Below are 25,313 nucleotides of genomic sequence, written 5' to 3' on the forward strand. Positions count from 1 at the left end.
ATTAATTCCAACCATTATTTTGAGTTAAATTATTATTCAATTGTCTCTCGTTGTATGGAATAGGCCACAGATAATCTCTAGATGTGAATTTTTTCTTGTAGTCGGTGGTAACCGTTACCAGTTTTCCCGTCTCTTTATCCACGTAACGCATTCCTTCTATCCGATCCATGTTACAAACGTTTTCAGCAATTTTCCAACGGCGGATATCGAAGAAACGATGACCTTCCAAAGCCAGTTCGACCATTCTTTCATGTCTGACAGCTTCACGTAGGGCGGTTTGAGATGTGATACCGGATAAGGGAGGCATGTTTACATCCGAGCGTTGACGGAGCTGGTTGATATATTGTAAAGCAAGATCCATTTCTGTATTCAGTTCGATGCGAGACTCGGCCGCGATCAGCAGGATTTCGGCATAACGCATAATAATGAGGTTGATGCCGCAATTTGTACGGTTACTTTGACCGATATCTTCCGCATTGATATATTTCTTCGGAAGTAATCCGGTTTTAGAAACCTGGTAACTGGCTCCGATTACATCGCCTGTCGTGCTCCAACCCGGGCGGGAGTCGTAGATGGTTTTGTTAGGCAGTTCGTCCCCTGGTGTGTATAATGTGTATTTGAGTCGGGGATCGCGTCCTTCATAAGGATTCATCGGGTCATAAGAGCTGTCTTCCGTGATCTTTTTTCCATTGACCGTTTCAAACTCATCGGCAAGCAGACCGGTCGGCGACATCATTGATCCGTTGTTTCCTAATGATACGGCACCGAAGTTGTTCATTACCGAATTGGCGTAGACATCCTTCATAAACTGTTTGTCGAATATCACTTCCTGACTGTTCTCGTTTTCATACGTAAACAGATCTTTGTAATTGGGTAACAGTGAATAGTTGCCCTGAGCGATTACAGCATCTGCAGCCTCTTTGGCTCTCTGGTAGTAGAGTGTCGATTGATCGTCCGTACCTGTTACGTTGCCTGCAGCAAACAACATTGTTCGTGCCAGTAATCCGAGAGCGGCACCTTTGGTTACACGGCCAGTTTCGCTGGCTTTTACCGGAAGATCATTGACAGATCCGGTAATTTCCTTATAGATGAAATCGTATATTTCCGAAACGGGAGTCCGTGTCAGTTCTTTCGATTCACTGATGCCTATCGGTGTTGTAATCAGGGGAACATCTCCAAAATAAGCAACCAGGCGGGAGTAGAAATAGCAACGTAAGGTACGAACTTCAGCCGTGTAGGTATTTACTTTGGCTTCGTTTTCGGGAGTTATCTTGTCCACGTTGTCCATGTAGTCGTTACAACGGCGGATACCTTTGTACAGATCATTCCAGGTATTCTGGAAGAGGTTGGTCTGCGGGTCTGCGATACTGGCTTCTATCTTTGTCTCGTCCGAGGTTTCGAAAGTGGCACGTGCAATGTCCGACATCTCGTCGCGGCTCAGTAAAGTTCCGTGGTCTTCCAGGAAACGGTAGATGGCGTTGGATGCATATTCGGCATCCTTGTCGGTTTTCCAGAATATTTCAGAAGAAATACGGTCGGTCGGGATCGTATCGAGTACATCACATCCGAATACGATACATGGTAAAGCTAGATATATAAAAATCTTCTTCATAATGAATTATATTTCAACATTAATAGTATTTAGAATGTCAAGTTAACTCCGATTGTATACACCGAAGTCTGAGGATAATACAGAAAACGGCCTGATACGAATTCCGGGTCGAGTCCCCATTCTTTGAGCGGCGAGAATGTCAACAGATTGCTTCCGGCCAGGTAAATACGTGCCTTTTCGAGGTAAGCTTTCTGGCTCAATGCTTTCGGAAGCGTATAACCTAACTGTACATTTTTCAAACGGATGTAACCGGCATCTATTACCCAGAAGTCAGACATCATAGAGTTGTAATCCACACTCTTACGTGGGCGGGGGAAACGGGCATTCGTATTCTCCGGTGTCCAGTAATCCTTGAATATATCGAGGGTGAAGCCTTCGAAGTTACCACCTTCAGCCAATGCTCCTGATACACGGGTCTGGGCATCCATTACTCCCTGGAACATGAAGGAGAAGTCGAAACCTTTATAAGCAAAATTGGCAGAGAAGGCGAACGGGTAGCGCGGAAACTCGTTACCGATCACGGTCATATCTTCTGCATCGATCTTGCCATCCTTGTTGCGGTCTACGTATTTAACATCACCCAATGTCATTCTACTGTCATAAACAGGGTACTTGTTGTCGATATCTTCCTGTGTCAGGAATCCGTCAGTCTGGTAACCCCAGTAAGAGTTGATCGGATAACCTTCCCTGACAGTTGTTATAACGTCGGCTGTTCCTCCGTCGAGGGTCGGATTTGCACCACCCAGACTGATCACCTTGTTCCAGTTGTTGGAGATGTTGAAGTTGACACCATAATAGAAATCACCGATATTGTCTTTCCAGTCGAGAGCCAGTTCAAAACCTTTATTGTCGACAACAGCAGCATTCTGTACCGGAGCATCGAGGCCGATGGTTCCGGAGATCGGTAATTTCACCAGGATACCGTCCGTTTTCTTGTAATAATAGTCGGCTGTAAGTGTCAGGCGGTTGTTAAGGAAACCTGCATCGATACCGATGTCGGTTTGTGTACTTGTTTCCCATTTCAGGTCTTTGTTGGCAAGTTCTTTCTGCATATAGCCTTGTACCAGGTTACCGCCAAAATTATAAGAGGTAGAGGTATAACTTTCGTAAAAGGCATATAGATCGGCAGTCTGGTTACCAGTCTTACCCCAGGAAGCTCTCAGTTTCAGGTCGGAAACGATATTACGCAGTTCATCGCTCCAGAATGCTTCGTTGGAGATACGCCAACCGGCGGAGAAGGAGGGAAATGTTCCGTATTGATTATCTCCGGTGAAACGGGATGTACCGTCATAACGCAGATTTGCTTCGAGCAGGTAGCGGTTGTCGTAATTATAGTTCAAACGGCCGAAATAAGAGCGCAGGGCGAATTCATTGTTATATCCGTAGCTTTTCCAGGAGCTTTCGGAACCCATGTTGATGGAAGGTACGTCGTTGTTATAGAAGTCCCAGCGTTGTGCCTGGTTGTGTGTCCATTCATTCTTTATCTGCGAGAAACCGGCCAGGGCCTGTAAGTTATGTTTGCCTAGCTGCTTTTCGTAGTTCAACAACAGGTTGAGTGTATATTCGTTGGTATCTTCCCGTTTGTCGTCCATGCTGTTACGCGAAATATTTCTGGTACGCTGGCGGTTACTACTCGGATTATAGGGCTCGTCTTTTGCTGTAGCTGTCCAGTCCAGATATTGATGATCCACTACCGTATAGGCATTTTCGAATTTAACGGTCTTATTGAAGCCATAACGTTGTGCATACTGGGCTGTAAACTTCAGGCCGTCGATAATTTGTAATTCAGCCTTAATGTTTCCGATGAATAAATTGTTCCATTGCTTGTCTGTTCCACCCATTTCGGCCAGCATCAGCGGGTTGGCGTTCTTATTACCCAATCCGTAGCTGCCGTCAGGATATTGCGGAACAACGAACTGTGTGGCATGATACATGGAGTAGAAAATACCACCACCATTTTTATCGTATTCGTAGGCATCGAGAGGTGCTTTGGAATAACTGCTTCTGAAGTTGGCATCCGCCGATATCTTCAGCCGTTCAAAAGGTTTAAAGTCCGTGTTGACACGAATTTCTTTGATGTCGGATTTATAGTTCGGAACAACACCGTCCTGATCGTAATAACGCAACGCCATCAAACCTCTTGCTTTTTCGTTACCACCGCTTACGGTAAGGCTGTAATTCTGTTGCAGGGCAGAGCTGTAAACTGCATCCTGCCATTGGTTGGCTTTACGGTATGTGATAGGATCGCTTTTGTGATTAGCCTGCCATTCTTTGATAAAAGTGTCGGAATAACGAGGAGCTTGTCCGGCATTCTGGAAAGCATAATTCTGCTGTTGCATATAAGTGACCGTTTCCATGTGTTCCGGTTTGTTGGTCACACTCTGGATACCCCAGTAAGTATTGAAATCCATTCTGATCTTACCTTCTTTTCCACGTTTGGTTGTTACGAGCACAACTCCGTTGGCGGCACGCGAACCGTAGATAGCTGTCGTAGAAGCGTCTTTCAGGATAGAGATACTTTCAATATCGTCCGGGTTGATATCGGAGATACGCTGTTCAACACCGTCTACCAGCAATAAAGCCTCATTACGGTCAATATTTTTATCGTTGTTAATAGTAGTGATACCTCTGATACGAAGTGTAGTGCTGGCACGACCCGGTGATCCTCCCTTGTCCAGGATCGTTAAACCCGGTGATACACCCTGCATAGAAGCTGTGGTACTATTGGCCAAACGGTTGATGTTGTCGCTTTTGATATTACCGACAGCACCGGTAATACTGACTTTCTTTTGCTGACCGTAACCGACAACCACGACTTCTTCCAATGCCTGTGTATCTTCTTTCAGCAGGATGGAAAAGTCAGACTGATTACCTGTTGCGATCTCTTGCGATAGATAACCGATATAAGAGATTGACAAAGTCGCATTTGCAGGCACTTCCAGAGTAAACTTTCCGTCTATATCGGTAATAGTACCATTGGTGGTTCCTTTCACCATGATATTGGCACCGATTACCGGATAGCCTGTGGGATCTTTTACGATACCGGTTACTTTCTTTCCTTCTTGACTGACGGTTACATTCTTGACCTTACTCAGTGAAATATATCCTTCATTGAAGTTATATTTGATTTCACTGTCGCCCAAAGCCTCTTCAAGTACTTTTGATACAGGCTTGTTCTTAGCGTTTACATGCACCTGTTGTTGCATGTCGATTTCCTTTTCACTATACATGAATAAATAGTCCGTCTGCTTCTCGATCTCCTGGATAAACTCTTTGAGCGGCAGATCACTTTTACTGATGTTTACTTTGGCATTTTGCGAATGCAAAGTAGTCGCACTGATTTGGAAAATTGCGATTAACGTGAGAATTGTTGCGATTTTCATAATACGAATTATATGCTTTAATTCAAGATAAAAGGCACAATTGAATAATAGCAATAAGTTTTTTTTCATAACTTTGCTTGTACTTTTAAAGTTAATACTGTTTTTGATTTTTTGTGGATACATAAAAGAAAGGTATTGACTCCGGGGTAAGTGCTGGTAACACTTGCCCCCTTTTTATACCATTCCTCCGGAATGATCGTGTTTACTTCATAGGCATTCTTTTTTTTAAATGAATATTATATTAGTATATTTTGATTTCTTCATTGTTCTCTATTTTATACTGGAAGTGATGCACCCCTTGTAATGCTTTCAGTATTCTTTCTATATCATCGCTTTGCCTGAACTTACCGGATACATACTTGTCAATTTGGGCAGAGTCTTTCACTTCGAATTTTACCTTATACCATAAAGTGAGATAGTCCAGTATCTCTGAGAATTTTTTGTTGCTGAAATGGAATATTCCGCTTTTCAGGTATTCTTCATTATTGAATGCGGCAATCGATTTTACAAGTACGCCATCTTTTAAAGACACCATTTCATTCGGTTTCAGGATCATCTGCTTTTCCGGTTGCTTGTTGTTGATCACTTGTACACTACCTTCCACCAGATTTGTCTCAAAACGTTTGCTCTTTGTATAGGCAAAAATATTGAACTTCGTTCCGAGAACCTTGATGTTATAATCCTGGGTCTTTACAATAAAAGGGCGTTTCGCATCTTTTGTCACTGCAAAGAATCCTTCACCATCCAGTTCTACCGAACGTTCGTCCTTACTGAATTCACTCGGAATCCTGATGATCGACCGGGGACTCAGCCATGCTTCCGTTCCGTCCTGAAGAGTCATATAAATACGTTGTCCTGTCGGTACTTTTATCTGGGTATAAAGCGCTGCTTTTTCCTTTGGTATGAACTTGTCGGTCAGCAACCAGGTGTTTACCAACAAGAGTGCAGTGACGGCAGCATATTTAGCCAGATTGAGATAGAGGCGACGGTTTTGTTTACGGTTGATCCGGTTTCCCAACTCTTTCATCTTTCGTGAAGCCCATTCGTTGTCATTGCTCTGTTCGACCAACTTCGATATTGTAACCGTATTTTGCATACGGATAAATTCGGCTTTGCTGTCAGAGTCGGATTCTATCTGGTCAAGGAGTTCCTTCTTTTCCGTGTTTGAAAGTTCTCCGAGGAAGTATTTATTTAGTTGTTCGTTCATGCTTTTTAGTGCTCGTTCTGTTAATATGACGGATTGGTTCTAACCATCTACTAGTAGGAAACAGAAAAAAATAGATTTTTTTTGAGAGAGATTTCAGATGATGAAAATAAAGAGAGGAAGATAGTCTTTCAATTCGACTTTCAGTTTGCGTATGGCTGTTACGATGTGGTTTTGCACGGTGTGGACGGAAATATCCAGTTGTGTGGCTATCTCTTCATATTTTAATCCGTTCATTCTGCTCAGAATGAACACCTGGCGGCATTTTTCCGGCAGGTGTTCGATTGCTTTAGCCAATAGGTTTTCTATTTCTTTTTCAGTGAAAATGTTTTCATCGAATTGCATCAATGCTTCCATCTTTAATTTCAACTCTCTTTCCTGGAGATTATCCAGTGATTCTTTTTTGCTGTCGATGAATGCTTTGTGGCGGTAGAAGTCGATACATCTGTTTTTTGCCAGGGTGAACAGGAATGCATTGAGGTTGTTCAGAGAATCCAGCATATCTCGGTGTTCCCAGAGATACATGAAAATATCCTGGACGATATTCTCCGCATCTTCGGTGGATATGACATATTCCCGGGCGAAACGCACGAGCTTGGGGAAATATACCAGATATATTTTTGAGAATGTGTTCTTCTCTGTTCCTGAAAAGCTACTCATACCCTGTTTCCTTTAAGATTTGGATTTTCATATAATGCATATTTGCTCCTGTGATAATTTCAATAAAAGGTTTATCTTTCTCCTGTATTGCATACAAATATACTTATATCCATTGAAAAGGACTCTCTCAGACGGATAAATTTTTATTTAAGGAAGATCGGTGGTACAATTATCCATATCTTTGGTGGAAATAAAGACTTTGTTATAATTTGCAGGTATTATGAGAAACTTAGTAGCGGGTATTTTGATATTATTGTCTTTCATTGCATGTTCCGTTGGGAGTGATAAGGATATGTTAAGTAGGGGGGATATGAAAGAAGATATTCAATACTTCTTCCATTTGATAAGAGATATACATCCGGATCCGTATCAGCGTTATGATTCGATGACTTTTGTCGCATTGGAGGTAAAGATGATCGAATCTTGTTCGGAACCCATGACAAAAAAGGATTTTGGAAAGCGGTTGATGAAAATCAGAAAGTTCCTGGATGGGCATGTAGGTATTGAATTCCCTTCTTCTGATAAAAGGTATTATGATTTTCCGTATGTTGAATTTTGTGAAGATAAAATGCTCTTGGGAAGCGATACTTTATTGGCAGTAAAAGATTCTTTTGTTTCATTTACGGCTCTGGATATAGATTCGATGGTTCCATGGGATTTACCGACCAGAATATCCAATGACAGTAAGAATATGTTATTGAATTTCTTGTTAAGTCCTGCGCTTACACGTACAAGGACGTATATAGGTGTTTTAAAAACAGCAAATGGTCTGCAGGATACGATTATCAGTGTTGAAACTAACAGAAAAAAACAGACCTCGGTTTACGATAAGCCTTATTCTTCTGTTTTTTATCCGGAAGATTCGATGGCAGTTCTTTATTATAATACATGTACGGTAGTGTATAATAAACAGAGTGCGGAACAATACAAGTCCTTTGTTGACTCCTTTTTCAAAGAATTGGAAAGTAAGGGGATAAAAACGTTATTTATTGATGTTACGCATAATAATGGGGGAAGTGATGGTAGCAATGATATAGTAATGAATTATTTAAAAACAGATGTACATACTTTGAAAGCAAAGATGCTGGGGAAAAAGTCAGGAGTAAAAGCATTTCTTGATTCTGATCTGATGAAACATCTTTCTAGTGAGAATAAGGTAGAGGCTGATAAATGGATGCAATCATTCGGTTATCCTATTATGGAAAATGGGGTAGGGTATCGTGAAGAAACTATACCGGGTAATGACTCCGGTTATGATGGAAAAGTATTTGTGATAATGGGTAATGAAACGTATTCGTCGGGGGCTCATTTTTGTATGGCAATAAAGAGATCCAATGCAGGAATCTTAGTAGGAGAAATCGCAGGACAATATTATCCAATTTGTGGCAATGGGATCAAAGGATACCTGCCTAACTCAAAAATAATGTATCAAATGCCAACAACGCAAACGATTTACGAACCGGTGACATTGTTTAAAGACGGATATATTTGTCCGGACATTCCCTATTCATTGAAAGAGGAAATGGGACTGGATGATTATAGGGGGATACTTACCCTTTCTTCTGCTTCTTGTATTCCCTAGGTGACATCCCCATCACCTTACTGAACAGTCGGGAGAAGTAGTAAGTATCTTCTATCCCAATCTTATAACAGATCTGGTTTATCTTCATATCCGTGAAGTCCAGCAACTGGCAGGCCTGCTGTATTTTCAGTTGGTTGAAGTAAGTCAATGGGGCATACCCGGTGCGTTTGCTGAACAGAACGGAGAAATGGGACGGTGAGTAACCGATATGGGTTGCCAGGTCGGCCAATGTCAGTTTCTTTTCCAGGTTCTCTTTCATATAATGGATGGCCGCTGTTACGATATCGTTTGCATCGGACTCGTTGCGTACTGCTTCCCGGTATTGCTGCAAATAGCGTAAGGAGCCCAGATAATAGTGGAAAGCTGAGCAGGCATACAACAGGTTTTCGTGGCTGTATCCCATCTCCAGCGTGCGGAAGATTTCTTCGAAAAGATTGTTGCGGTTGCTGATGCGGGATTGTACGCTCGGTTTGATCTCTATCGGGCGACTGGCCTGGCTGGCAAAGTAGGAGGCCAGCTTCCCTTTGAAATGGATCCAGTAGATCGTCCAGGGATTGTTCTCGTCTGAACCGTAGGCATGGGGAACACCGGAAGGAAGGATACAATATTGGTTTGCGGTGATGGTGAACTCCTGATCGCCGATGCGGAACCATCCGGCTCCCTCTATACAATAGATAAAAACGAACTGGCTGATCGGCTCCGGACGTTCGCGGAAGTGATGCCATGCTTTGGGATAATAACCGATGTCCGTAATATGCAGGATCGATGAAAGCGCATCTTTCTCCATCTCCTGTACGACAGATTGAGGAAGCACAAGTGCGCGTTCACCGCTAAAGCCATCTTTTCGTTTGATCATGGTACTGGAATTATAGGTGTTTGCAAAGGTATATTATTTATTCGATTAGTATACCGGCTAAAAGAGGAAAATCGTAATATTATCCATCTTTAGGTCGGTTTTATCTATTTTGTATTCTCTTGAAAGGCTGTTTCTTTGCACCATAACTTTAATACTACTACCATGAAGCGTACAACAGCTTACTTATTACTTATCTGTCTCGTCTCAGCCATGGGAGGATTGCTATTCGGTTACGACTGGGTGGTGATCGGTGGCGCTAAAATATTCTATGAACCGTTTTTTGGCCTCGAAGGCTCTGCGGCCCTTCGCGGATGGGCGATGAGTAGTGCCTTGATCGGCTGTCTGGCGGGTGCGTTGCTGTCCGGCGAGTGGAGCGATAAATACGGACGTAAGAAAATGTTGATCATCGCTTCTTTTCTTTTTGTATGGTCGGCCTATGGGACAGGGGCGGTCGACAGTTTTACCTGGTTTATTATTTATCGTATAATCGGTGGGTTCGGTATCGGTATTGCTTCGAACGTATCGCCGGTATATATCGCTGAAGTAGCTCCGGCTTCTGTCCGGGGAAAATTCGTTTCCCTGAATCAGTTGACGATCGTATTAGGTATCCTGTTTGCACAGTTAGCAAACTGGCAGATCGGAGAATACTTTACACAAGGGGGCGAAACGCTGACGGCAAACAGTATCGAATGGGCCTGGCGATGGATGTTCTGGGCAGAGCTGATCCCTGCCGGATTGTTCTTTGTGCTTTCTTTTATCATACCGGAAAGTCCACGTTGGCTGGCAACGGTCCGGAAGACAACGCAAGCCCGGGATATATTGATACGTATCGGAGGCAACCAATATGCCGATCAGACATTAAACGAATTGGCACATCTAACAGATAAGAATGAAGAAAAAGTAAACTGGAGCGCTTTGCTTCAGCCGGGGGTACGGAATGTATTGGTGATCGGGATCGTATTGGCTGTCTTCCAGCAGTGGTGCGGTATCAATGTGATCTTCAATTATGCACATGAGATATTTTCGGAGGCAGGCTATGCCGTTTCTGATGTCTTGATGAATATTGTAGTGACAGGCGTGACCAATGTAATCTTTACTTTCGTCGCTATCTATACGGTGGATAAATGGGGCAGACGTACTTTGATGTTTGTCGGTTCTGCCGGGCTGGCTATTATCTATGCGGTATTGGGTACCTGCTACTTCCTGGAAATGAGCGGCTGGCCGATGCTTCTATTGGTCGTGATGGCTATTGCCTGCTATGCCATGTCGCTGGCACCGGTGGTTTGGGTGGTTCTTTCCGAGATATTCCCGGTACGGATACGCGGGATGGCAATGGCGATCTCTACTTTCTTCCTTTGGGTGGCCTGCTTCCTGTTGACCTATACTTTCCCGATACTGAATGAAGCGGTAGGCGCTTCGGGAACCTTCTGGCTGTATGGCCTTATCTGTCTGGGCGGATTCCTGTTTATCCGTGCGAAACTTCCTGAAACAAAAGGTAAAACTTTAGAGGAACTGGAAAAAGAATTAACGAAATAAATATACTGAAATGACTGAAAATGTGAAAGTTTGGGAAGAAGATATCCTTCTTCCTACCTACGGTATTGGCAAAGCTGAAAAGAATCCGATGTTCCTGGAGAAGCGTGTTTACCAGGGAAGCAGCGGTGTGGTTTATCCTTATCCGGTGGTTGAAAAGATAGAAGATACCTGCGAGGAAAAGAGTTACCATGCTGTGTGGTTGGAAAACGAATATATAAAAGTGATGATCCTTCCCGAACTGGGCGGACGGGTACAAATGGCGTACGATAAGATCAAAAAACGCCATTTCATCTACTATAACCATGTTATTAAACCTGCTTTGGTTGGACTGACCGGACCGTGGATCTCCGGCGGTATCGAGTTTAACTGGCCGCAGCATCACCGTCCGAGTACGTTCCTGCCGATCGATTATACGATCGAACGTTGTGCCGATGGAAGTGCCATCGTTTGGGTAAGCGAACGCGAACGGATGTTCCATCAGAAAGGGATGGCCGGCTTTACCTTGCGTCCGGGGCGTGCCGTGTTGGAGATTCAGGGTAAATTATACAATCCGACTCCGGTTCCACAGACATTCCTTTGGTGGGCAAATCCGGCAGTAGCTGTGAATGATGCCTATCAATCGGTGTTTCCTGCCGATGTAAATGCCGTTTTCGATCATGGAAAACGGGATGTTTCGCGTTACCCGATTGCTACGGGCACTTATTATAAGATGGATTATTCGGCAGGCGTGGATATTTCGCGTTACAAGAATATCCCGGTTCCTACCTCTTATATGGCGATCCGTTCCAAATATAACTTTGTGGGAGGATATGAGAACGATACCCGTGCCGGTGTCCTGCATGTGGCGAACCACCATATCTCACCGGGTAAAAAGCAATGGACATGGGGTAACGGTGATTTCGGACAAGCCTGGGACCGCAACCTGACGGATGCTGACGGCCCTTATATCGAACTGATGACCGGTGTCTATACCGACAACCAGCCCGACTTCACCTGGCTGCAACCTTACGAAGAAAAAACATTCACCCAATACTTCATGCCTTATCGTGAACTGGGTGTCGTGAAGAACGCCTCTTCCGACCTTCTGATGAACATAGAACCCGATGGAAAGGGCGCTTTATTAAAGATATTTGCCACTTCGGTACAAAAGAATTTGCATATTACTATAGAAAAAGCAGGGAAGACTTATCTTGATATTACCCGTGATGTCACTCCTGAAAATATACTGGAGGAGTTTGTCCCTGTGAATAGTCTGTGCGATGTGAAGGTTTGTATCTGTAATGCAAAAGGCAAACAGGTACTGACATGGGAACCTGAACCGGATGTGATCAAAGAAGTTCCTGAACCTGCGAAAGCTGCACTCGATCCGGAAGATGTACGGACTACCGAACAACTCTACCTGACCGGCCTGCATCTGGAACAGTATCGCCATGCCACCTATTCGGCTACGGATTATTATCGGGAAGCCATCCGCCGCGATCCGACCGATGTACGCAATAATAATGCGATGGGCTTATGGCTGGTTCGCAAAGGACAGTTTGCCCAGGCAGAACCTTATCTGCGCCAGGCGGTGAAGACATTGACCGAGCGGAATCCGAATCCGTATGACGGTGAACCGTTATACAATCTGGGCCTCTCCCTGAAATATCAGGGAAAGAATGAAGAAGCATACGACTTTTTCTATAAAGCCTGCTGGAATGCAGCCTGGCAGGATGCCGGTTATTATTCTCTCGCCCAATTATCAGCCGCAAGAGGAGACTGGGAAGAAGCTCTTTATGAAATAGATAAATCCCTGCTCCGCAATTGGCATAACCTGCGGGGACGTCATTTGAAGACTATTATTCTTCGTCACTTGGGACGAAACGACGAGGCGATAGCCCTGATCGATGAATCGTTGCGTATCGACCGTTTCAACTTTGGTTGCGGCTTTGAAAAGTATCTGATAACCGGAAACGATTCCGATCTGAAAGCATTGGTCGCTTTGATGCGTCCGGAAGGACATAATTATAGCGAGCTGGCACTCGATTATGCATCAGCAGGTTGCTGGGAAGAAGCATTGCAGGTGGCTGAGACGGCTATCGATTTACAGGTTGCCGATCAGACGATGTTGCATTATTATAAGAGCTGGTTCCTGATCCGTCTGGATCGGAAGGAAGAGGCTTTGGCGGCAATCCGTGAGGCTGAACAGCAAATACCCGACTGTTGTTTCCCGAATACGTTGGAAGCTATTTTGGCTCTTCAGGCAGTGATTGATTTTGCAGCCGAGGCTCCGAAAGCGTTGTATTATCTGGGTAATTTGTGGTACGATAAACGTCAGTACCCGGAAGCGATTGCCTGTTGGGAAGCATCGAAAAAGCAGGATGAAACATTCCCGACCGTATTGCGCAACCTTTCGCTGGCTTATTTCAATAAACTGAATAAACAGGAAGAAGCAGTTGTTTTATTGGAGAAGGCTTTTGCCCTCGATCCGACAGACGCCCGTATTCTGATGGAGCTCGATCAACTGTATAAACGCTTGAACCGTCCGCATGCCGATCGGCTGGCTTTCCTGGATAAACACAAAGAAGTTGCTTTCGAGCGCGATGACTTGTATCTGGAATATGTCACTTTACTCAACCAGCTTGGACAGTATGAGGAAGCCATCCGCAGGATCGATGCCCGCCAGTTCCATCCGTGGGAAGGGGGAGAAGGTAAAGTTCCTGCCCAATATCAGCTTGCCCGCGTAGAGTTGGTGAAGCAATTGCTGTCAGAAGGAAAATATCAGGATGCATTGAATCTGATAGAAGAATGCTTCGTTTATCCGCATAACTTTGGAGAAGGGAAACTGTACGGTGCCCAGGAGAATGATTTCAATTATTATAAGGCCTGTGCCTTGCAGGGATTAGGTCGCAATGAAGAAGCAACCGGATTATTCCTCAAAGCCAGTGTCGGAAACAGTCAGCCTGCCGCCGCCATGTATTACAACGACCAGAAGCCGGATAAGATATTCTATCAGGGACTGGCATTGCGTAAACTGGGTCGTGAAGACGAGGCACGCGGTCGCTTCAATAATCTGATCTCTTATGGTGAAAAGCATGTATACGATGTCTTTAAGATGGATTACTTCGCCGTCTCCCTACCGGATCTGCAGATTTGGGAAGACGATATGAACAAAAAGAACCGTATCCACTGCAATTACCTGATGGCATTAGGCCATCTGGGCTTGGGAGATACCGAAAAAGCAATGAAGTATTTCAATATTGCCGCCGAAATGGATAATAACCATCAGGGAGTACAGATACATAAGGAAATGATTAAGTAAAAGATTTAAGAGATGGAAAGTAAGATGAAGCAATTTCTGATTGTATGTTTCTGTTTGGTGGCATTTTCTGCTTGTAAGGAAACGTCGCCGGTGATATCCTTAGCCGGAGAATGGCAGTTTGCGATGGATAGTATCGATGTCGGTGTATCGGAGAAATGGTTTGACCGTTCGTTTGCCGACAAAATCCAATTACCGGGAACGACGGATGAGGCAGGATATGGTGTCCCGAATACCCTGCCACCTTCTATCGGTAAGCCGCAGATACTTCATCTTACCCGTAAAAACAGTTATGTCGGTCCGGCATGGTATTCGCGTGAAGTGACGATTCCATCGGACTGGGAAGACAAATCCATCGAATTAAAGCTGGAGCGTGTTATCTGGCATACAAGAGTATGGGTGGACGGGAATCCCATATCCGGTAGCTGTGAGAGCCTGATCAGCCCCCATGTCTTCGACTTGACGGAATATCTGACACCGGGGAAACATAAGTTGACTGTCCGCGTTGATAACCGGAAACAACACGATATCTCCGTAAACGATATGGCACATGCCTATACCAACGAAACACAGATCATGTGGAACGGTATCATCGGTGAAATATCTCTTACGGCAAAAGATGCCCTTTCCATCGAAGATTTGCAAGTGTATCCGGACGTTTCCGGTAAACTAGTGCATGTGAAGGGTAAGGTCAGCAATCGTGGGGAGGCTGCAAAAGGTATTTTACAGGCCGTGGTACAAAAACAGAAGAATAACCCAATTACAACCGTAACACGTGATATGGAATTCCCGTCGGGAGAGACATTATTGGATATCACTTGCCCGATGGGTGATTCGATGGAGGTTTGGAGTGAGTTCACTCCGACATTATATCAATTAGATTTGAAGGTGGAAGCCGGTCCGGTGAAAGCCGGGCGAAGTACAAAGTTCGGTATGCGTGAATTCAGGCATAACCAATCGGATCTGCTGTTGAACGGAAATAAAGCCTTTTTGCGTGGAACGCTCGAGTGTTGTATCTTTCCGCTTACCGGTCGTCCGCCAATGGAACCCGAGGGATGGAAGAAGGTCTTTTTGACGGCTCGCGAATGGGGGTTAAACCATCTGCGTTTCCACTCCTGGTGTCCGCCGGAAGCAGCCTTCCAGGTAGCCGACTCTTTAGGGTTTTATCTGCAGGTGGAACTTCCTCTCTGGTCGTTGAAAGTGGGACAGGATCAGAAAACGAATGAGTATCTGTATGCTGAAGCCGACCGTATCCTGTCGGAATACGGCAATCATCCCTCTTTCTGCTTCCTGAGCTTGGGAAATGAGTTGCAACCGGATTTCAACTTCCTCTCTCAGTTGCTGAATTATGTTAAGGAGAAAGATCCGCGTCATTTGTATACAACCACCTCTTTCACTTTCGAACGTGGACATGGTGACTGGCCTGAACCGGATGACGATTTCTTTATCACGCAATGGACTAAAAAAGGATGGGTACGCGGTCAGGGAGTATTCGATACCGAGTCTCCTTCATTCGACAAGGACTATGTAGCCTCTGTCGAGGGAATGACGGTTCCGCTGATCACCCATGAAGTCGGTCAATATTCGGTATATCCGAACCTGAAAGAGATTGAAAAATACACCGGCGTACTCGATCCTCTGAACTTTAAAGGAGTAAAGCAGGAACTGGAAAAGAAAGGTCTGTCGGATAAAGCCGACGACTACCTGAAAGCTTCCGGTTACCTGGCAGCCATTCTATATAAAGAAGAGATCGAACGTGCGATGAAAACGGCCGGATGTAGTGGTTTTCAGCTTCTCGACTTGCATGATTTCCCGGGACAGAGTACGGCTTTGGTTGGTTTGTTGGATGCATTCTGGGACAGTAAAGGCGTTACCGATGCGGCAACTTTTCGTCAGGCCAGCTCTCCTGTATCCCCTTTGGTGCGTTTTCCGAAAGCCGTCTATACCAATGACGAGTCTTTTGTCGCAGCGGTAGAGGTTGCTAATTTTACAGATAAAGAATTGAAAGATCAATCCCTTTCCTGGTCGTTGAAAGATGATAAGGGAAAAGTGGTGAATAAAGGAACAATAACCTGTCCGTCACTCGCCATCGGATTGAATAAGCTACCAGAAACAATCGCCAGCCCGCTGGATCAGCCTGAGGCAACCCGGTTGACCTTGTCCGTAGTTTTGGATAATACGTCTTACAAAAATGAATGGAGTATCTGGGTATATCCGGCCCGACTGGGCTTGGATAAGGGAGATATCGTCGTTACGCGTGACCTGAATGAAGCCGGGAAAGCATTGGCCGGAGGAAAGAAAGTTCTATACAATCCGGACTATAAGAAAACGGTGGGATTGGAAGGTAAATTCGTTCCGGTGTTCTGGAGTCCAGTACATTTTCCGAAGCAGGCGGGTTCGATGGGTATCTTGTGTGATGCCGGCCATCCTGCATTCGGTAATTTCCCGACAGGAAATTATACCGACTGGCAATGGTGGTCGTTACTGAAACAATCGAAGACGGTCGTTTTAGACAGTCTGCCTGCTGTCACTCCGTTGATCGAAGTAGTCGATAACTTCGCGAACAATCGCCGTTTATCCAACCTGTTTGAGGCCAAAGCAGGAGAAGGAAAACTGATCTTCTGCTCCATGGACCTGTTGTCCGACTGGGCACAACGTCCTGAAGCGCGACAGTTATATTTCAGCCTGCTTGAATACATGAAAAGCGATGCATTCAACCCTTTATCTGCGGTGGAATCGACAGTTTTATCTCGATTGCATACCGATAGAGCGTCTTCGGGCGCAACAAATCCGGAAGATATTTATTAATAAGATTGTAAGTTATGAAAAAGCTCTTTGTTGTGTTATTTATTTTTGCGGCGGCAATGGCCTGGGCACAGAAGTCGCCTGTCGCGGTTGGAAACGATGGTAAGTCGTGGACGTTGACGACTAACTCGTTTGTTTATCAGATCCGTGTTTCGGATCAGGGGACGGTGAATATGTACTATTTTGGCGATAAGAGCCAGGATTTGAATATGCTCCATGACCCGCTGGGTGAAGAGGTTACAGTACGTGGTGGCTATTCGGCTACGACACCTATGCTGGAAGCGATCTTTAAAGACCGTGTGCGGGATATCGAATTGACTTATGCCGGATCGGAGATACAGGTACAAGACGGTTATACCGTGTTGGCAATTCATCAGAAAGATCAGTATTATCCGCTGGCTGTTACTGAATATATCCGCGTTCTGCCGGAATACGATCTGTTGGAAAAATGGGTCGAGATCACGAATACAGGGAAGAAAGGTGATATTGAGCTGGAGAACGCCCAATCGGGTACCTTCTTTCTCCCGAAAAATGCCTATGAACTGACCCACCTGTCTGGAAGATGGGGGTATGAGTATCAGCCGAATGTAACAAAACTTACCCAGGGTTTGAAAACACTTCAGACAAAAGACTTGCGTTCGTATGGATCCTCTTTCTTTGCGATACGGCCGGAAGGCGAACAAGAGGAGACCTGTGGCGAAGTGTGGTTCGGAACACTGCAATACAGCGGAAACTGGCGGGTCGATCTGGAAAAGTTTGCACCAGGTGAACTTCAGACTACCTGTGGTATCAATTTCTGGGACCAGTCGTTGGTTCTCAAGCCTGGAAAAAGTTTTACCACGCCTAAGATGATTATCGGCTATTCTGCCCGTGGGATGGAAGGTGCTTCACAGAGCCTGGCCTCTTATACCCGTGAGAAAGTACTTTATCCATCGCATCGCGACCAGGTTCGTCCGGTTCTATATAACAGTTGGTATGCCACGACATTCGATGTAAACGAAGAACATCAGCTGGCATTGGCAAAGATTGCCAAAGAATTGGGTGTAGAGATTTTCGTGATCGATGACGGGTGGTTTAAAGGCCGTGTCGACGATAAAGGCGGTTTGGGTGACTGGACTGTGGATAAAAAGAAGTTCCCCAATGGCCTGCAACCTATGATTGAAAAGATCAATGACCTGGGACTCGATTTCGGTATCTGGATAGAGCCCGAAATGGTGAATCCTAACAGTGACCTGTATCGTCGCCATCCTGACTGGGTTTTCCATTATCCGAATCGTACCCGCCATGAAACGCGTAACCAGTTAATGCTGAACCTGGCCCGTGAAGATGTCTATCAGTATTTGTATACCAGCTTTTCCACACTGTTGCGTGAGAATAATATTAAGTTTATCAAATGGGATATGAACAGAGGTGTTACCGAGCCTGGCTTCCTTTCCGCTCCAACCGATGAACAGCGGGCTGTCCGTATTAAATATGTGGAAAACCTGTATCGTCTACTTGAAACATTGCGATCCGAATTTCCCGATGTATGGTTTGAGAACTGCGCCGGTGGAGGTGGTAGAGTAGACTTGGGCATGATGGCACGTACTGATTTCTGTTGGGCTAGCGACAACACCGATCCTGTGGAAAGGATATTTATACAACATTCCTTTCTGAATGTCTTTCCGTCTAACTCAATGATTAGTTGGGTGACGCAGGAGGATTGGCATAACCAGAATCACCCGCTGGAATTCAAGTTTGATGTATCTATGTGCGGTGTATTAGGTGTTGGCTACGATATAACGAAATGGGGCGACAAAGAAAAAGAGGTTGCCCGTGAGAAGGTTGCCCGATATAAAGAGATTCGTGAAACCGTTCACAAAGGAGATCACTACCGTTTGGTTTCACCTTACGAAAACAACCGGAGTGTGCTTCAGTTTGTAAATAAACCGAAGTCAGAATCTATCGTATTCGTATATAATCTGGCGGAATATCCGAACAATGCCATACCGGAAACAAAACGTCCTAAAAGCGTAAAACTTCGTGGACTGCAACCGGATGCTTCTTATCAGATTGAGGGAGTAAAAGGTGTTTATAAAGGAAGTCAACTGATGAATATAGGAATAGAATTCCCATTGTACGGTGCTTTCAAGAGTCGGATATTTAAGATTGTAAAACTGTAAAGTATAGACTGTTTCTGATGAAATTACTATCAATATCAACCTTCAGCGGAGGAAGCCCGGCTTCTTCCGCTGAGTTGGTTACATTAAGAAACCGTAACGGCCTTGTCGCCCAGTTCACCAACTATGGTGCCCGTTGGGTAAGTATGTGGACACCCGACCGTGAGGGAAACTTGTCCGATGTCGTTCTCGGATTCGATACGATCGATGGTTACCGGATGGCAGGTGAACAATATCACGGTGCTATCGTCGGTCGTGTCTGCGGGCGGATCAGTAATGCCCGTTTCCGGATAGGAGGGCAGGAGTTTCTGCTAGCTTCCAACGATGTGTATGGTACACCTGTTCGTAACCATTTACACGGTGGAATCGATGCTTTTCACAATCGTTACTGGAAATTCCGTACATATGTTTCTCCCTCCGGAGAAGAAGCTGTCGAGTTTACAAATAATTCACAAAGCGGTGAAGATGGCTATCCCGGCAACCTGCAAGTGAAGGTTACTTACCTATTGAAAGCAAACAATATCTTGCGGATGGAATGCGAAGCAACGACCGACCATCCGACTCCAGTGAATATGACTAATCATGCTTTCTTCAATCTTCAATCTTCTTTCGATCCGGCAGAAAGGAAGAATGTCTTATCCCACCAGCTTACGCTGAACGCTTCTGCTATCATAGAATGCGACGGTGAATTAATTCCTACAGGCCGATTGTTACCGGTAGACGGAACCTCGCTCGACTTTCGTTCGCCCCGTACCATTGCCTCGTCATTGGTCAAGGAACATCCGCAGATACAAAAGGATAAAGGTTTTTCCCTGGCATATGCCTTGGATGCCTTGGATACCGAAGAGGCCGGCGAATTGAATTTTGCGGCCCGCCTGTCTGATGATCTTTCCGGAAGGACACTGGAGATATATACCAATCAGCCCTCCGTTCAGGTATATAACGGTTATTTTATGGATGGTACGGACATCGGGAAGGATAATACCCCTTACTATGCCAGCGCAGGTATAGCTATTGAAACACAGGGCTATCCGGATGCGCCTAACCAACCGGCTTTCCCCTCTATCCTGATAGATGAGGCAAAGAAGTATCGCCATATCACCGAATACAGCTTCACGAACGTGAGCCGGTAACCATAAGAAAATTTCTTTCTACACAAAGTTTTAGAAAAGTATCTGCCATCTGTCACATGTCTTCGTAACATATAGATAATCAATGTATAAAGGCGTGACAGATACTTTTTTATCTGCAACGGAGTCTGTCATCTGTCACCTGTTCCGCCAAAGGACTATCTGTTAAAAGGCAGACAACTACGTGTTAAGTCCCGACAAACTACGTGTTAAGTCCTTATTTAGTAAAACCACCCTGTACAGGGTGGCGGATTAAGGTGTACAGGCTGCCCGCGCAGGGTGTACAGGGAAATATCCTATGGTGTACAGGATAGCAACAAAATATAAGGACTTAACACATAGTTCCTCCTTGCTTAACAGGTAGTATCTCCCTTATCGACGATTAAAAGGAGTAGGGGAGGCTGTTATATTGGTTCATCTCCGGTAAAGTATTTAGCATATTCTTGTTCATTAAATTATTTTTTTCTCCCATGTCCTCATCCTTTAAACTCTTCATCCTTGTTTTGCGAGAAAACAAATCTTTACAGGAATATCATGCCTCATGCGATTTTCCTCTACAAACCTAATTTTGCCTTTATTGCCTTCGGTATTGCATCCTTGTGCACCATTACATAAATGGTCTTGGCGCGGACGAAGCTTTCCGACATATTCAGGTAACCACCGAACTTATTGCGGTCTGTGCCCCAGGAATTTTTGGTGATGTAATATTTTGTACCGTTCTGGTCTTTGGCAATACCGGTCAGATGCATCAGGTGGTCGTCGGTAGTGACGAATGCTTCGAAACCTTCCTGACGAACCTCAGGAGTTACTTTGATTTCAGGGTAAGGCTGTTCGAATTTATATACTTCTTCCAGACGCTCTTTCTCGTCCATCTTCTCGAAACGGGCACGGTCGGTATTGGAGAAATCTTCTACCTTCTTTACTTCCGGGTTGATGGCTACGCCGTTCTTGAAAGAGAAACCTTTTTCGCTTACGTCACCGTCCCAACATACGGTGAAACCGTTGTTTAAGGCATAATCTACCGTTTCGATCATTTCGTCGAGCGGCAGGTTGTACATCAGGGAATGTTCCCAGTTATCCGGTACTTCCACATCGAATTTTTTATAATAAGGATGATGGGTGAAGCTTGTCAGTTCGATATAATCATCCATATTCAATCCTAATGATTCGGCAAACGACTTGGGAGTGTATTCTTTTCCTTTGTATGTAAATTTTGCAGGCAGTTCTCCCAGATAGGTATCGAACAGATTCTTGATCAGTTTGTCGTATTCAGGACTACGTTTTTTGTTTTTTACGGCAACATCGGCAATAGCTTTCATATATTGAACCATCTCACTGTGATTGTGCCGGTCGGAATCATAATTGATTCCTTTATAAACTTCTTCCGGAACGATACCGACCTGGCGGTAGGCATTCATGAAAGTATGCGAAAGGCTACCCTGTCCGATATTCCCATCACCACGACGCAGGTAATTATCCTGCAACTGGTTCATGTATTTCTGGCGTACGATGAACATTTCGGAAAGGTCGTATTCTCCTTTCCCCATACGCATCAATTCCGATTCCATAAATGAGGTTGTGGCGAAACACCAACAAGTACCGGTGGCAGCCTGGTTCTTTACAGGAGTAGCCGGAACGGTTACTACTTCGGTAAACTGATAACCTTGTGCAAATGCGCTCAGAGCTGAAAGCAACAAGGCACAGGAAATAAATAATGCTTTCATAAGATATGATTTAATTGTTTGTTTTTGTTGTTTAGAATCCTCGTGCGAACATCTTCCAGAACTCGTCGGCCATGTCTTCCCAGCGTTGCATGGTAGCTCCGGCAAAGTCGGAGGTATATCCGGTCAGGTAGGCTTTGGCTGCTTCGTCTCCTTCGGCCTGCTGTATTTGTTTGTACTGGCTTTCTACGAAGGGCAATTCTCGTTGTCCTTTATCTTCAAAATGTTTGATTCCGCTTTGCATCTTGTCTTTCGTCAGTCCCCAACGTACTGTTGCCAACTTGTTTGCTTCGCGGAAAGACCAGATAGCTGCATCGTCGCGATGACGGTGTTGTCCGCAGATATAGAAGCTGGGAGGAAGTGCCGTGGTTCCGGCAAAGATAGGGAAACGCGGGCTTTGTCCCGGGTTGTCGAATGACATCCAGGCTATACCTCCGATGGCATCGGGTAACCAGCTGCGTAACTGGATCACATGCGAATAGGAACATTGCGGAACAGATACCAGGCGGTTGCGGGTAACGACTCCGCTCTTCACTCCGTTCAACATGTTGATCATGTCTGTTGTCATCCAAGGATTGGCTGACGGGCTGACTATCGAATCTTTCACTCCGTCGTCTTTCTTATTAGCCGCTACTTTCAGGTTTTTGGTCATATCCCATTCGGTTCCTTCATAGGTTTCACGCAAAAGCGCCATCACATCGGTGACTGATACTTGTTTGTCCGGCTTTACGCTTAACGGTAGCTCCTCCGAATCATAAGACAGATGTAGGGAAGGAGCCAGGCTGTTTAGTATAAAGAATTCGCGGAGACTATAAGATTTCAATTCACCGAAATAGTTCCCGCCGCTGTAAGCTTTCCAGAAACGGAACGGTTCTTTTCCATCCCAGAATCCCATCTTTTTGGCTACGTCGAATACATTGTCCGAAGCCATATAGTTATCCTTGTCTTTCAGGTTTAAGGTGGAGATACGGGAAACGTTGGCCGATACACTGACATGGTCGTCGGGAATACGGACTGCTGCCCATACGCCTCCAATCTTATCCGGCCCTTCGCCGAAGATCTCAAAGATCCATACTTCGTTCGGATCGGCGATAGTCAGGCATTCGCCGGAATCACCGTAACCGTATTCTTTCACCAGTTTACCCATCAGGCGGATAGCGTCGCGGGCTGTGGTACAGCGTTGCAATGCGATCTTCTGGAGTTCTTCTATCATGAACATACCGTTCTTGTTCTCCATCTCTTTACGGCCGGAAATTGTCGTTTCACCGATACCCAGCTGTTTTTCGTTGAGACAGGGATAAGATGTGTTCAGAAACTGATAAGTGGAACGAGCCTGGGGAATAGTTCCTTTTAGCTCGACGTTCGTTTCATCGGCCGGATATTCGGTATGCATCCGTCCGTTGTAGATAGCAAGGGTGGTGTCCCGGTCGTAGTTCGCTCCCGGAACGATATCCATCCAGGTACGGTAGTTGGAATCACAGGTGTGGCTGGTCATAACCGACCCGTCTGTCGATGCTTTTTTACCGACCATAATACTAGTGCAGCTTTCCGGGGAATTCACCGGTTGTGCATATTCGATTTCCTGCGCAGATGTGATCAGACAGTGGCAGATAAGTGTAAGAGTGAAGATAAACAGTCTGTTCATGTGTTCGTCATTTGATTTAATGCCTAAAGATACAAACTGTATCGGAATAATTACATATATTTGCTCAAATCTAAAGTGTGCACGATAACACAATAACTATAATTTCCATGAGAAAACTATTTTCAGTAGCTTTGCTACTTATATTTCTTGGGTTGCCTGCTTTGGCACAGTTGAGAATGTTTCCTACACCTGCCAGGGTTGTAGGCCAAAAAGGTTCTTTTACGATTGGAACCACTCCAAAGATCAGCGGAAATGGCGGATATGCCGATGTGCTGGCAAAGAAATTACAATCGGAGTTGAAAACGACAGGTAAGCAATCGTCTGCCGCCGGGGGAGAGATCCGTCTGGTATTGGATGAAAAGCTAAAGATGGCTGATGAGGGTTATTCTTTGAACATTTCGCCGTCAGTTGTATTGCTGGAAGCCTCTTCCGAATCGGGTTTGTTTTATGCCAAGGAGGCCTTGTTGCAACTGGTACGTTTCGGTAATGGAACTTTGGGAGCTTGTAAGATAGAAGACCAGCCACGTTATGGCTGGAGAGGTTTCATGCTGGACGAAAGTCGCCATTTCTTCGGAAAAGAGAAGGTGAAACAGTATCTGGACATTATGGCTTCCCTCCGTATGAATGTCTTCCACTGGCATTTGACCGACGAACCGGGTTGGCGTATTGAGATCAAGAAATATCCGAAGCTGACATCTGTCGGTGCAATCGGTAACTGGCATGAGCCGGAAGCTCCGGCTCAGTTCTATACGCAGGATGATATCCGCGAGATCGTAGCTTATGCAGCCGACCGTCATATTATGGTCGTTCCGGAGTTTGATATGCCGGGACATGCAACAGCCGTAAGCCGTGCTTATCCGGAACTGTCGGGTGGTGGAGAAGGTAAATGGAATGGTTTCACTTTCCATCCCTGTAAGGAGACGACTTATCAGTTCATCAGTGATGTACTTGATGAAATCGTCGCTTTATTCCCTTCCCCTTATATCCATATTGGTGGTGACGAGGTGCATTATGGCAACCAGAGCTGGTTTACCGATCCTGAGATCCAGCAATTCATCAAAGACAAAAAGTTGCAGAATGAGACAGGGCTGGAGCATTACTTCGTGAAGCGTGCTGCCGATATCGTAGCTTCGAAAGGTAAAACAATGATCGGTTGGGATGAAATTATCGATGCCGGTGTTTCTCCAGATAAAGCTGTTATCATGTGGTGGCGTCACGACCGGAAACATCAGCTGGTGAAGGCCTTGGAAAATGGTTTCCGTGTGATTATGACTCCGCGTCGTCCGCTTTATGCCGACTTTGTACAATACGGTGCACATAAGGTAGGACGTCTGTGGAACGGTTACAATCCGGTGGAAGATATTTATCGTTTTCCCGATCCGATCATTCACCTGACAAAAGATTATGAAGATCAGGTGATGGGGATGCAGTTCTCTTTGTGGACGGAGCGTGTAGCGGATACAAAGCGTCTGGATTACATGACCTTCCCCCGCTTGGCAGCCGTTGCCGAATCAGCCTGGACACCAGCAAAGGCAAAAGAAAGCAGTCTCTTTATGAAGAAGTTGCCATACTTCCTGCAATATCTCGATACATTCGGTATTTACTACTTTAATCCGTTTGATCCGGACTCTACTCCTGAACCGGATGCTCCCGAGAAGGAAGATGTATTGCAAAACGGTTGATGAGGGTGTGTCAAAACACCCAAAACAGAAAAATCACCCC

General features: G+C 45.1%; 14 protein-coding genes. 7 read left to right on the forward strand and 7 right to left on the reverse strand.

Features of this window, described 5'->3' with window-relative positions:
* Position 1: 1 nt before the first annotated feature.
* From M1P97_RS21655 to M1P97_RS21670, 4 genes are all read right to left on the reverse strand, one after another.
* Positions 2 to 1,612, reverse strand: coding sequence for a RagB/SusD family nutrient uptake outer membrane protein (locus tag M1P97_RS21655; RefSeq protein WP_249390177.1), 1,611 nt, complete (start codon positions 1,610 to 1,612; stop codon positions 2 to 4).
* Between the two features lie 29 nt (positions 1,613 to 1,641).
* Entirely contained in the window at positions 1,642 to 4,995 is a 3,354-nt protein-coding gene (locus M1P97_RS21660; protein WP_249390178.1) for a SusC/RagA family TonB-linked outer membrane protein, read from the reverse strand.
* Positions 4,996 to 5,236: 241 nt separating this feature from the next.
* A complete protein-coding gene (locus tag M1P97_RS21665; RefSeq protein ID WP_249390179.1) occupies positions 5,237 to 6,202 on the reverse strand; it encodes a FecR family protein in 966 nt (321 codons plus the stop codon).
* 93 nt (positions 6,203 to 6,295) lie between these two features.
* Entirely contained in the window at positions 6,296 to 6,859 is a 564-nt protein-coding gene (locus M1P97_RS21670) for an RNA polymerase sigma-70 factor (protein ID WP_195374512.1), read from the reverse strand.
* Between the two features lie 310 nt (positions 6,860 to 7,169).
* On the opposite strand from M1P97_RS21670, the gene M1P97_RS21675 reads away from it, so the two are divergent.
* A complete protein-coding gene (locus M1P97_RS21675; RefSeq protein ID WP_249390180.1) occupies positions 7,170 to 8,441 on the forward strand; it encodes a S41 family peptidase in 1,272 nt (423 codons plus the stop codon).
* Here the strand turns inward: M1P97_RS21675 and M1P97_RS21680 are convergent.
* Positions 8,410 to 9,297, reverse strand: a complete 888-nt coding sequence (locus M1P97_RS21680) for an AraC family transcriptional regulator (RefSeq protein ID WP_195374510.1) — start codon at positions 9,295 to 9,297, stop codon at positions 8,410 to 8,412. The two genes, M1P97_RS21675 and M1P97_RS21680, sit on opposite strands and share 32 nt — an antisense overlap.
* Before the next feature lie 162 nt (positions 9,298 to 9,459).
* Here M1P97_RS21680 and M1P97_RS21685 point away from each other — a divergent pair, with 162 nt between their 5' ends.
* The 5 genes from M1P97_RS21685 to M1P97_RS21705 are packed head-to-tail and all read left to right on the forward strand — an operon-like array spanning position 9,460 to position 20,228.
* The gene (locus tag M1P97_RS21685) at positions 9,460 to 10,833 is read left to right on the forward strand and encodes a sugar porter family MFS transporter (protein WP_249390181.1); all 1,374 of its coding nucleotides are present in this window, start codon (positions 9,460 to 9,462) and stop codon (positions 10,831 to 10,833) included.
* A gap of 10 nt (positions 10,834 to 10,843) precedes the next feature.
* Positions 10,844 to 14,134 (forward strand): DUF5107 domain-containing protein, encoded by a 3,291-nt coding sequence (locus tag M1P97_RS21690; protein ID WP_249390182.1) that lies wholly within the window; start codon positions 10,844 to 10,846, stop codon positions 14,132 to 14,134.
* Positions 14,135 to 14,146: 12 nt separating this feature from the next.
* Positions 14,147 to 16,939 carry a glycoside hydrolase family 2 protein gene (locus M1P97_RS21695; protein ID WP_249390183.1) on the forward strand — a complete coding sequence of 931 codons (2,793 nt, stop codon included), beginning with the start codon at positions 14,147 to 14,149 and terminating at the stop codon, positions 16,937 to 16,939.
* A 14-nt stretch (positions 16,940 to 16,953) separates the two neighbouring features.
* Positions 16,954 to 19,098, forward strand: coding sequence for an alpha-galactosidase (locus M1P97_RS21700; RefSeq protein WP_195374507.1), 2,145 nt, complete (start codon positions 16,954 to 16,956; stop codon positions 19,096 to 19,098).
* Positions 19,099 to 19,115: 17 nt separating this feature from the next.
* Entirely contained in the window at positions 19,116 to 20,228 is a 1,113-nt protein-coding gene (locus M1P97_RS21705) for an aldose epimerase family protein (RefSeq protein WP_249390184.1), read from the forward strand.
* A gap of 551 nt (positions 20,229 to 20,779) precedes the next feature.
* Here M1P97_RS21705 and M1P97_RS21710 read toward each other — a convergent pair.
* Positions 20,780 to 21,949, reverse strand: a complete 1,170-nt coding sequence (locus M1P97_RS21710) for a C1 family peptidase (RefSeq protein ID WP_249390185.1) — start codon at positions 21,947 to 21,949, stop codon at positions 20,780 to 20,782.
* Between the two features lie 31 nt (positions 21,950 to 21,980).
* The gene (locus M1P97_RS21715; protein ID WP_195374504.1) at positions 21,981 to 23,591 is read right to left on the reverse strand and encodes a dipeptidase; all 1,611 of its coding nucleotides are present in this window, start codon (positions 23,589 to 23,591) and stop codon (positions 21,981 to 21,983) included.
* Between the two features lie 107 nt (positions 23,592 to 23,698).
* On the opposite strand from M1P97_RS21715, the gene M1P97_RS21720 reads away from it, so the two are divergent.
* Positions 23,699 to 25,273: a beta-N-acetylhexosaminidase gene (locus tag M1P97_RS21720; RefSeq protein WP_195374503.1), complete on the forward strand. Its 1,575-nt coding sequence runs from the start codon at positions 23,699 to 23,701 to the stop codon at positions 25,271 to 25,273.
* Positions 25,274 to 25,313 lie beyond the last annotated feature (40 nt).

This window comes from Parabacteroides leei (genome assembly GCF_023369805.1).
GTDB lineage: Bacteria > Bacteroidota > Bacteroidia > Bacteroidales > Tannerellaceae > Parabacteroides > Parabacteroides leei.

What these genes read in the sequence shown, in the direction of transcription:
- M1P97_RS21700 (WP_195374507.1), top strand. Translation starts at nt 16,954, where the DNA reads ATGAAAAAGCTCTTTGTTGTGTTATTTATTTTTGCGGCGGCAATGGCC.
- M1P97_RS21720 (WP_195374503.1), top strand. Translation starts at nt 23,699, where the DNA reads ATGAGAAAACTATTTTCAGTAGCTTTGCTACTTATATTTCTTGGGTTG.
- M1P97_RS21710 (WP_249390185.1), bottom strand. Translation starts at nt 21,949, where the DNA reads ATGAAAGCATTATTTATTTCCTGTGCCTTGTTGCTTTCAGCTCTGAGC.
- M1P97_RS21715 (WP_195374504.1), bottom strand. Translation starts at nt 23,591, where the DNA reads ATGAACAGACTGTTTATCTTCACTCTTACACTTATCTGCCACTGTCTG.
- M1P97_RS21675 (WP_249390180.1), top strand. Translation starts at nt 7,170, where the DNA reads ATGAAAGAAGATATTCAATACTTCTTCCATTTGATAAGAGATATACAT.
- M1P97_RS21660 (WP_249390178.1), bottom strand. Translation starts at nt 4,995, where the DNA reads ATGAAAATCGCAACAATTCTCACGTTAATCGCAATTTTCCAAATCAGT.
- M1P97_RS21655 (WP_249390177.1), bottom strand. Translation starts at nt 1,612, where the DNA reads ATGAAGAAGATTTTTATATATCTAGCTTTACCATGTATCGTATTCGGA.
- M1P97_RS21695 (WP_249390183.1), top strand. Translation starts at nt 14,147, where the DNA reads ATGGAAAGTAAGATGAAGCAATTTCTGATTGTATGTTTCTGTTTGGTG.
- M1P97_RS21705 (WP_249390184.1), top strand. Translation starts at nt 19,116, where the DNA reads ATGAAATTACTATCAATATCAACCTTCAGCGGAGGAAGCCCGGCTTCT.
- M1P97_RS21680 (WP_195374510.1), bottom strand. Translation starts at nt 9,297, where the DNA reads ATGATCAAACGAAAAGATGGCTTTAGCGGTGAACGCGCACTTGTGCTT.
- M1P97_RS21670 (WP_195374512.1), bottom strand. Translation starts at nt 6,859, where the DNA reads ATGAGTAGCTTTTCAGGAACAGAGAAGAACACATTCTCAAAAATATAT.
- M1P97_RS21690 (WP_249390182.1), top strand. Translation starts at nt 10,844, where the DNA reads ATGACTGAAAATGTGAAAGTTTGGGAAGAAGATATCCTTCTTCCTACC.
- M1P97_RS21685 (WP_249390181.1), top strand. Translation starts at nt 9,460, where the DNA reads ATGAAGCGTACAACAGCTTACTTATTACTTATCTGTCTCGTCTCAGCC.
- M1P97_RS21665 (WP_249390179.1), bottom strand. Translation starts at nt 6,202, where the DNA reads ATGAACGAACAACTAAATAAATACTTCCTCGGAGAACTTTCAAACACG.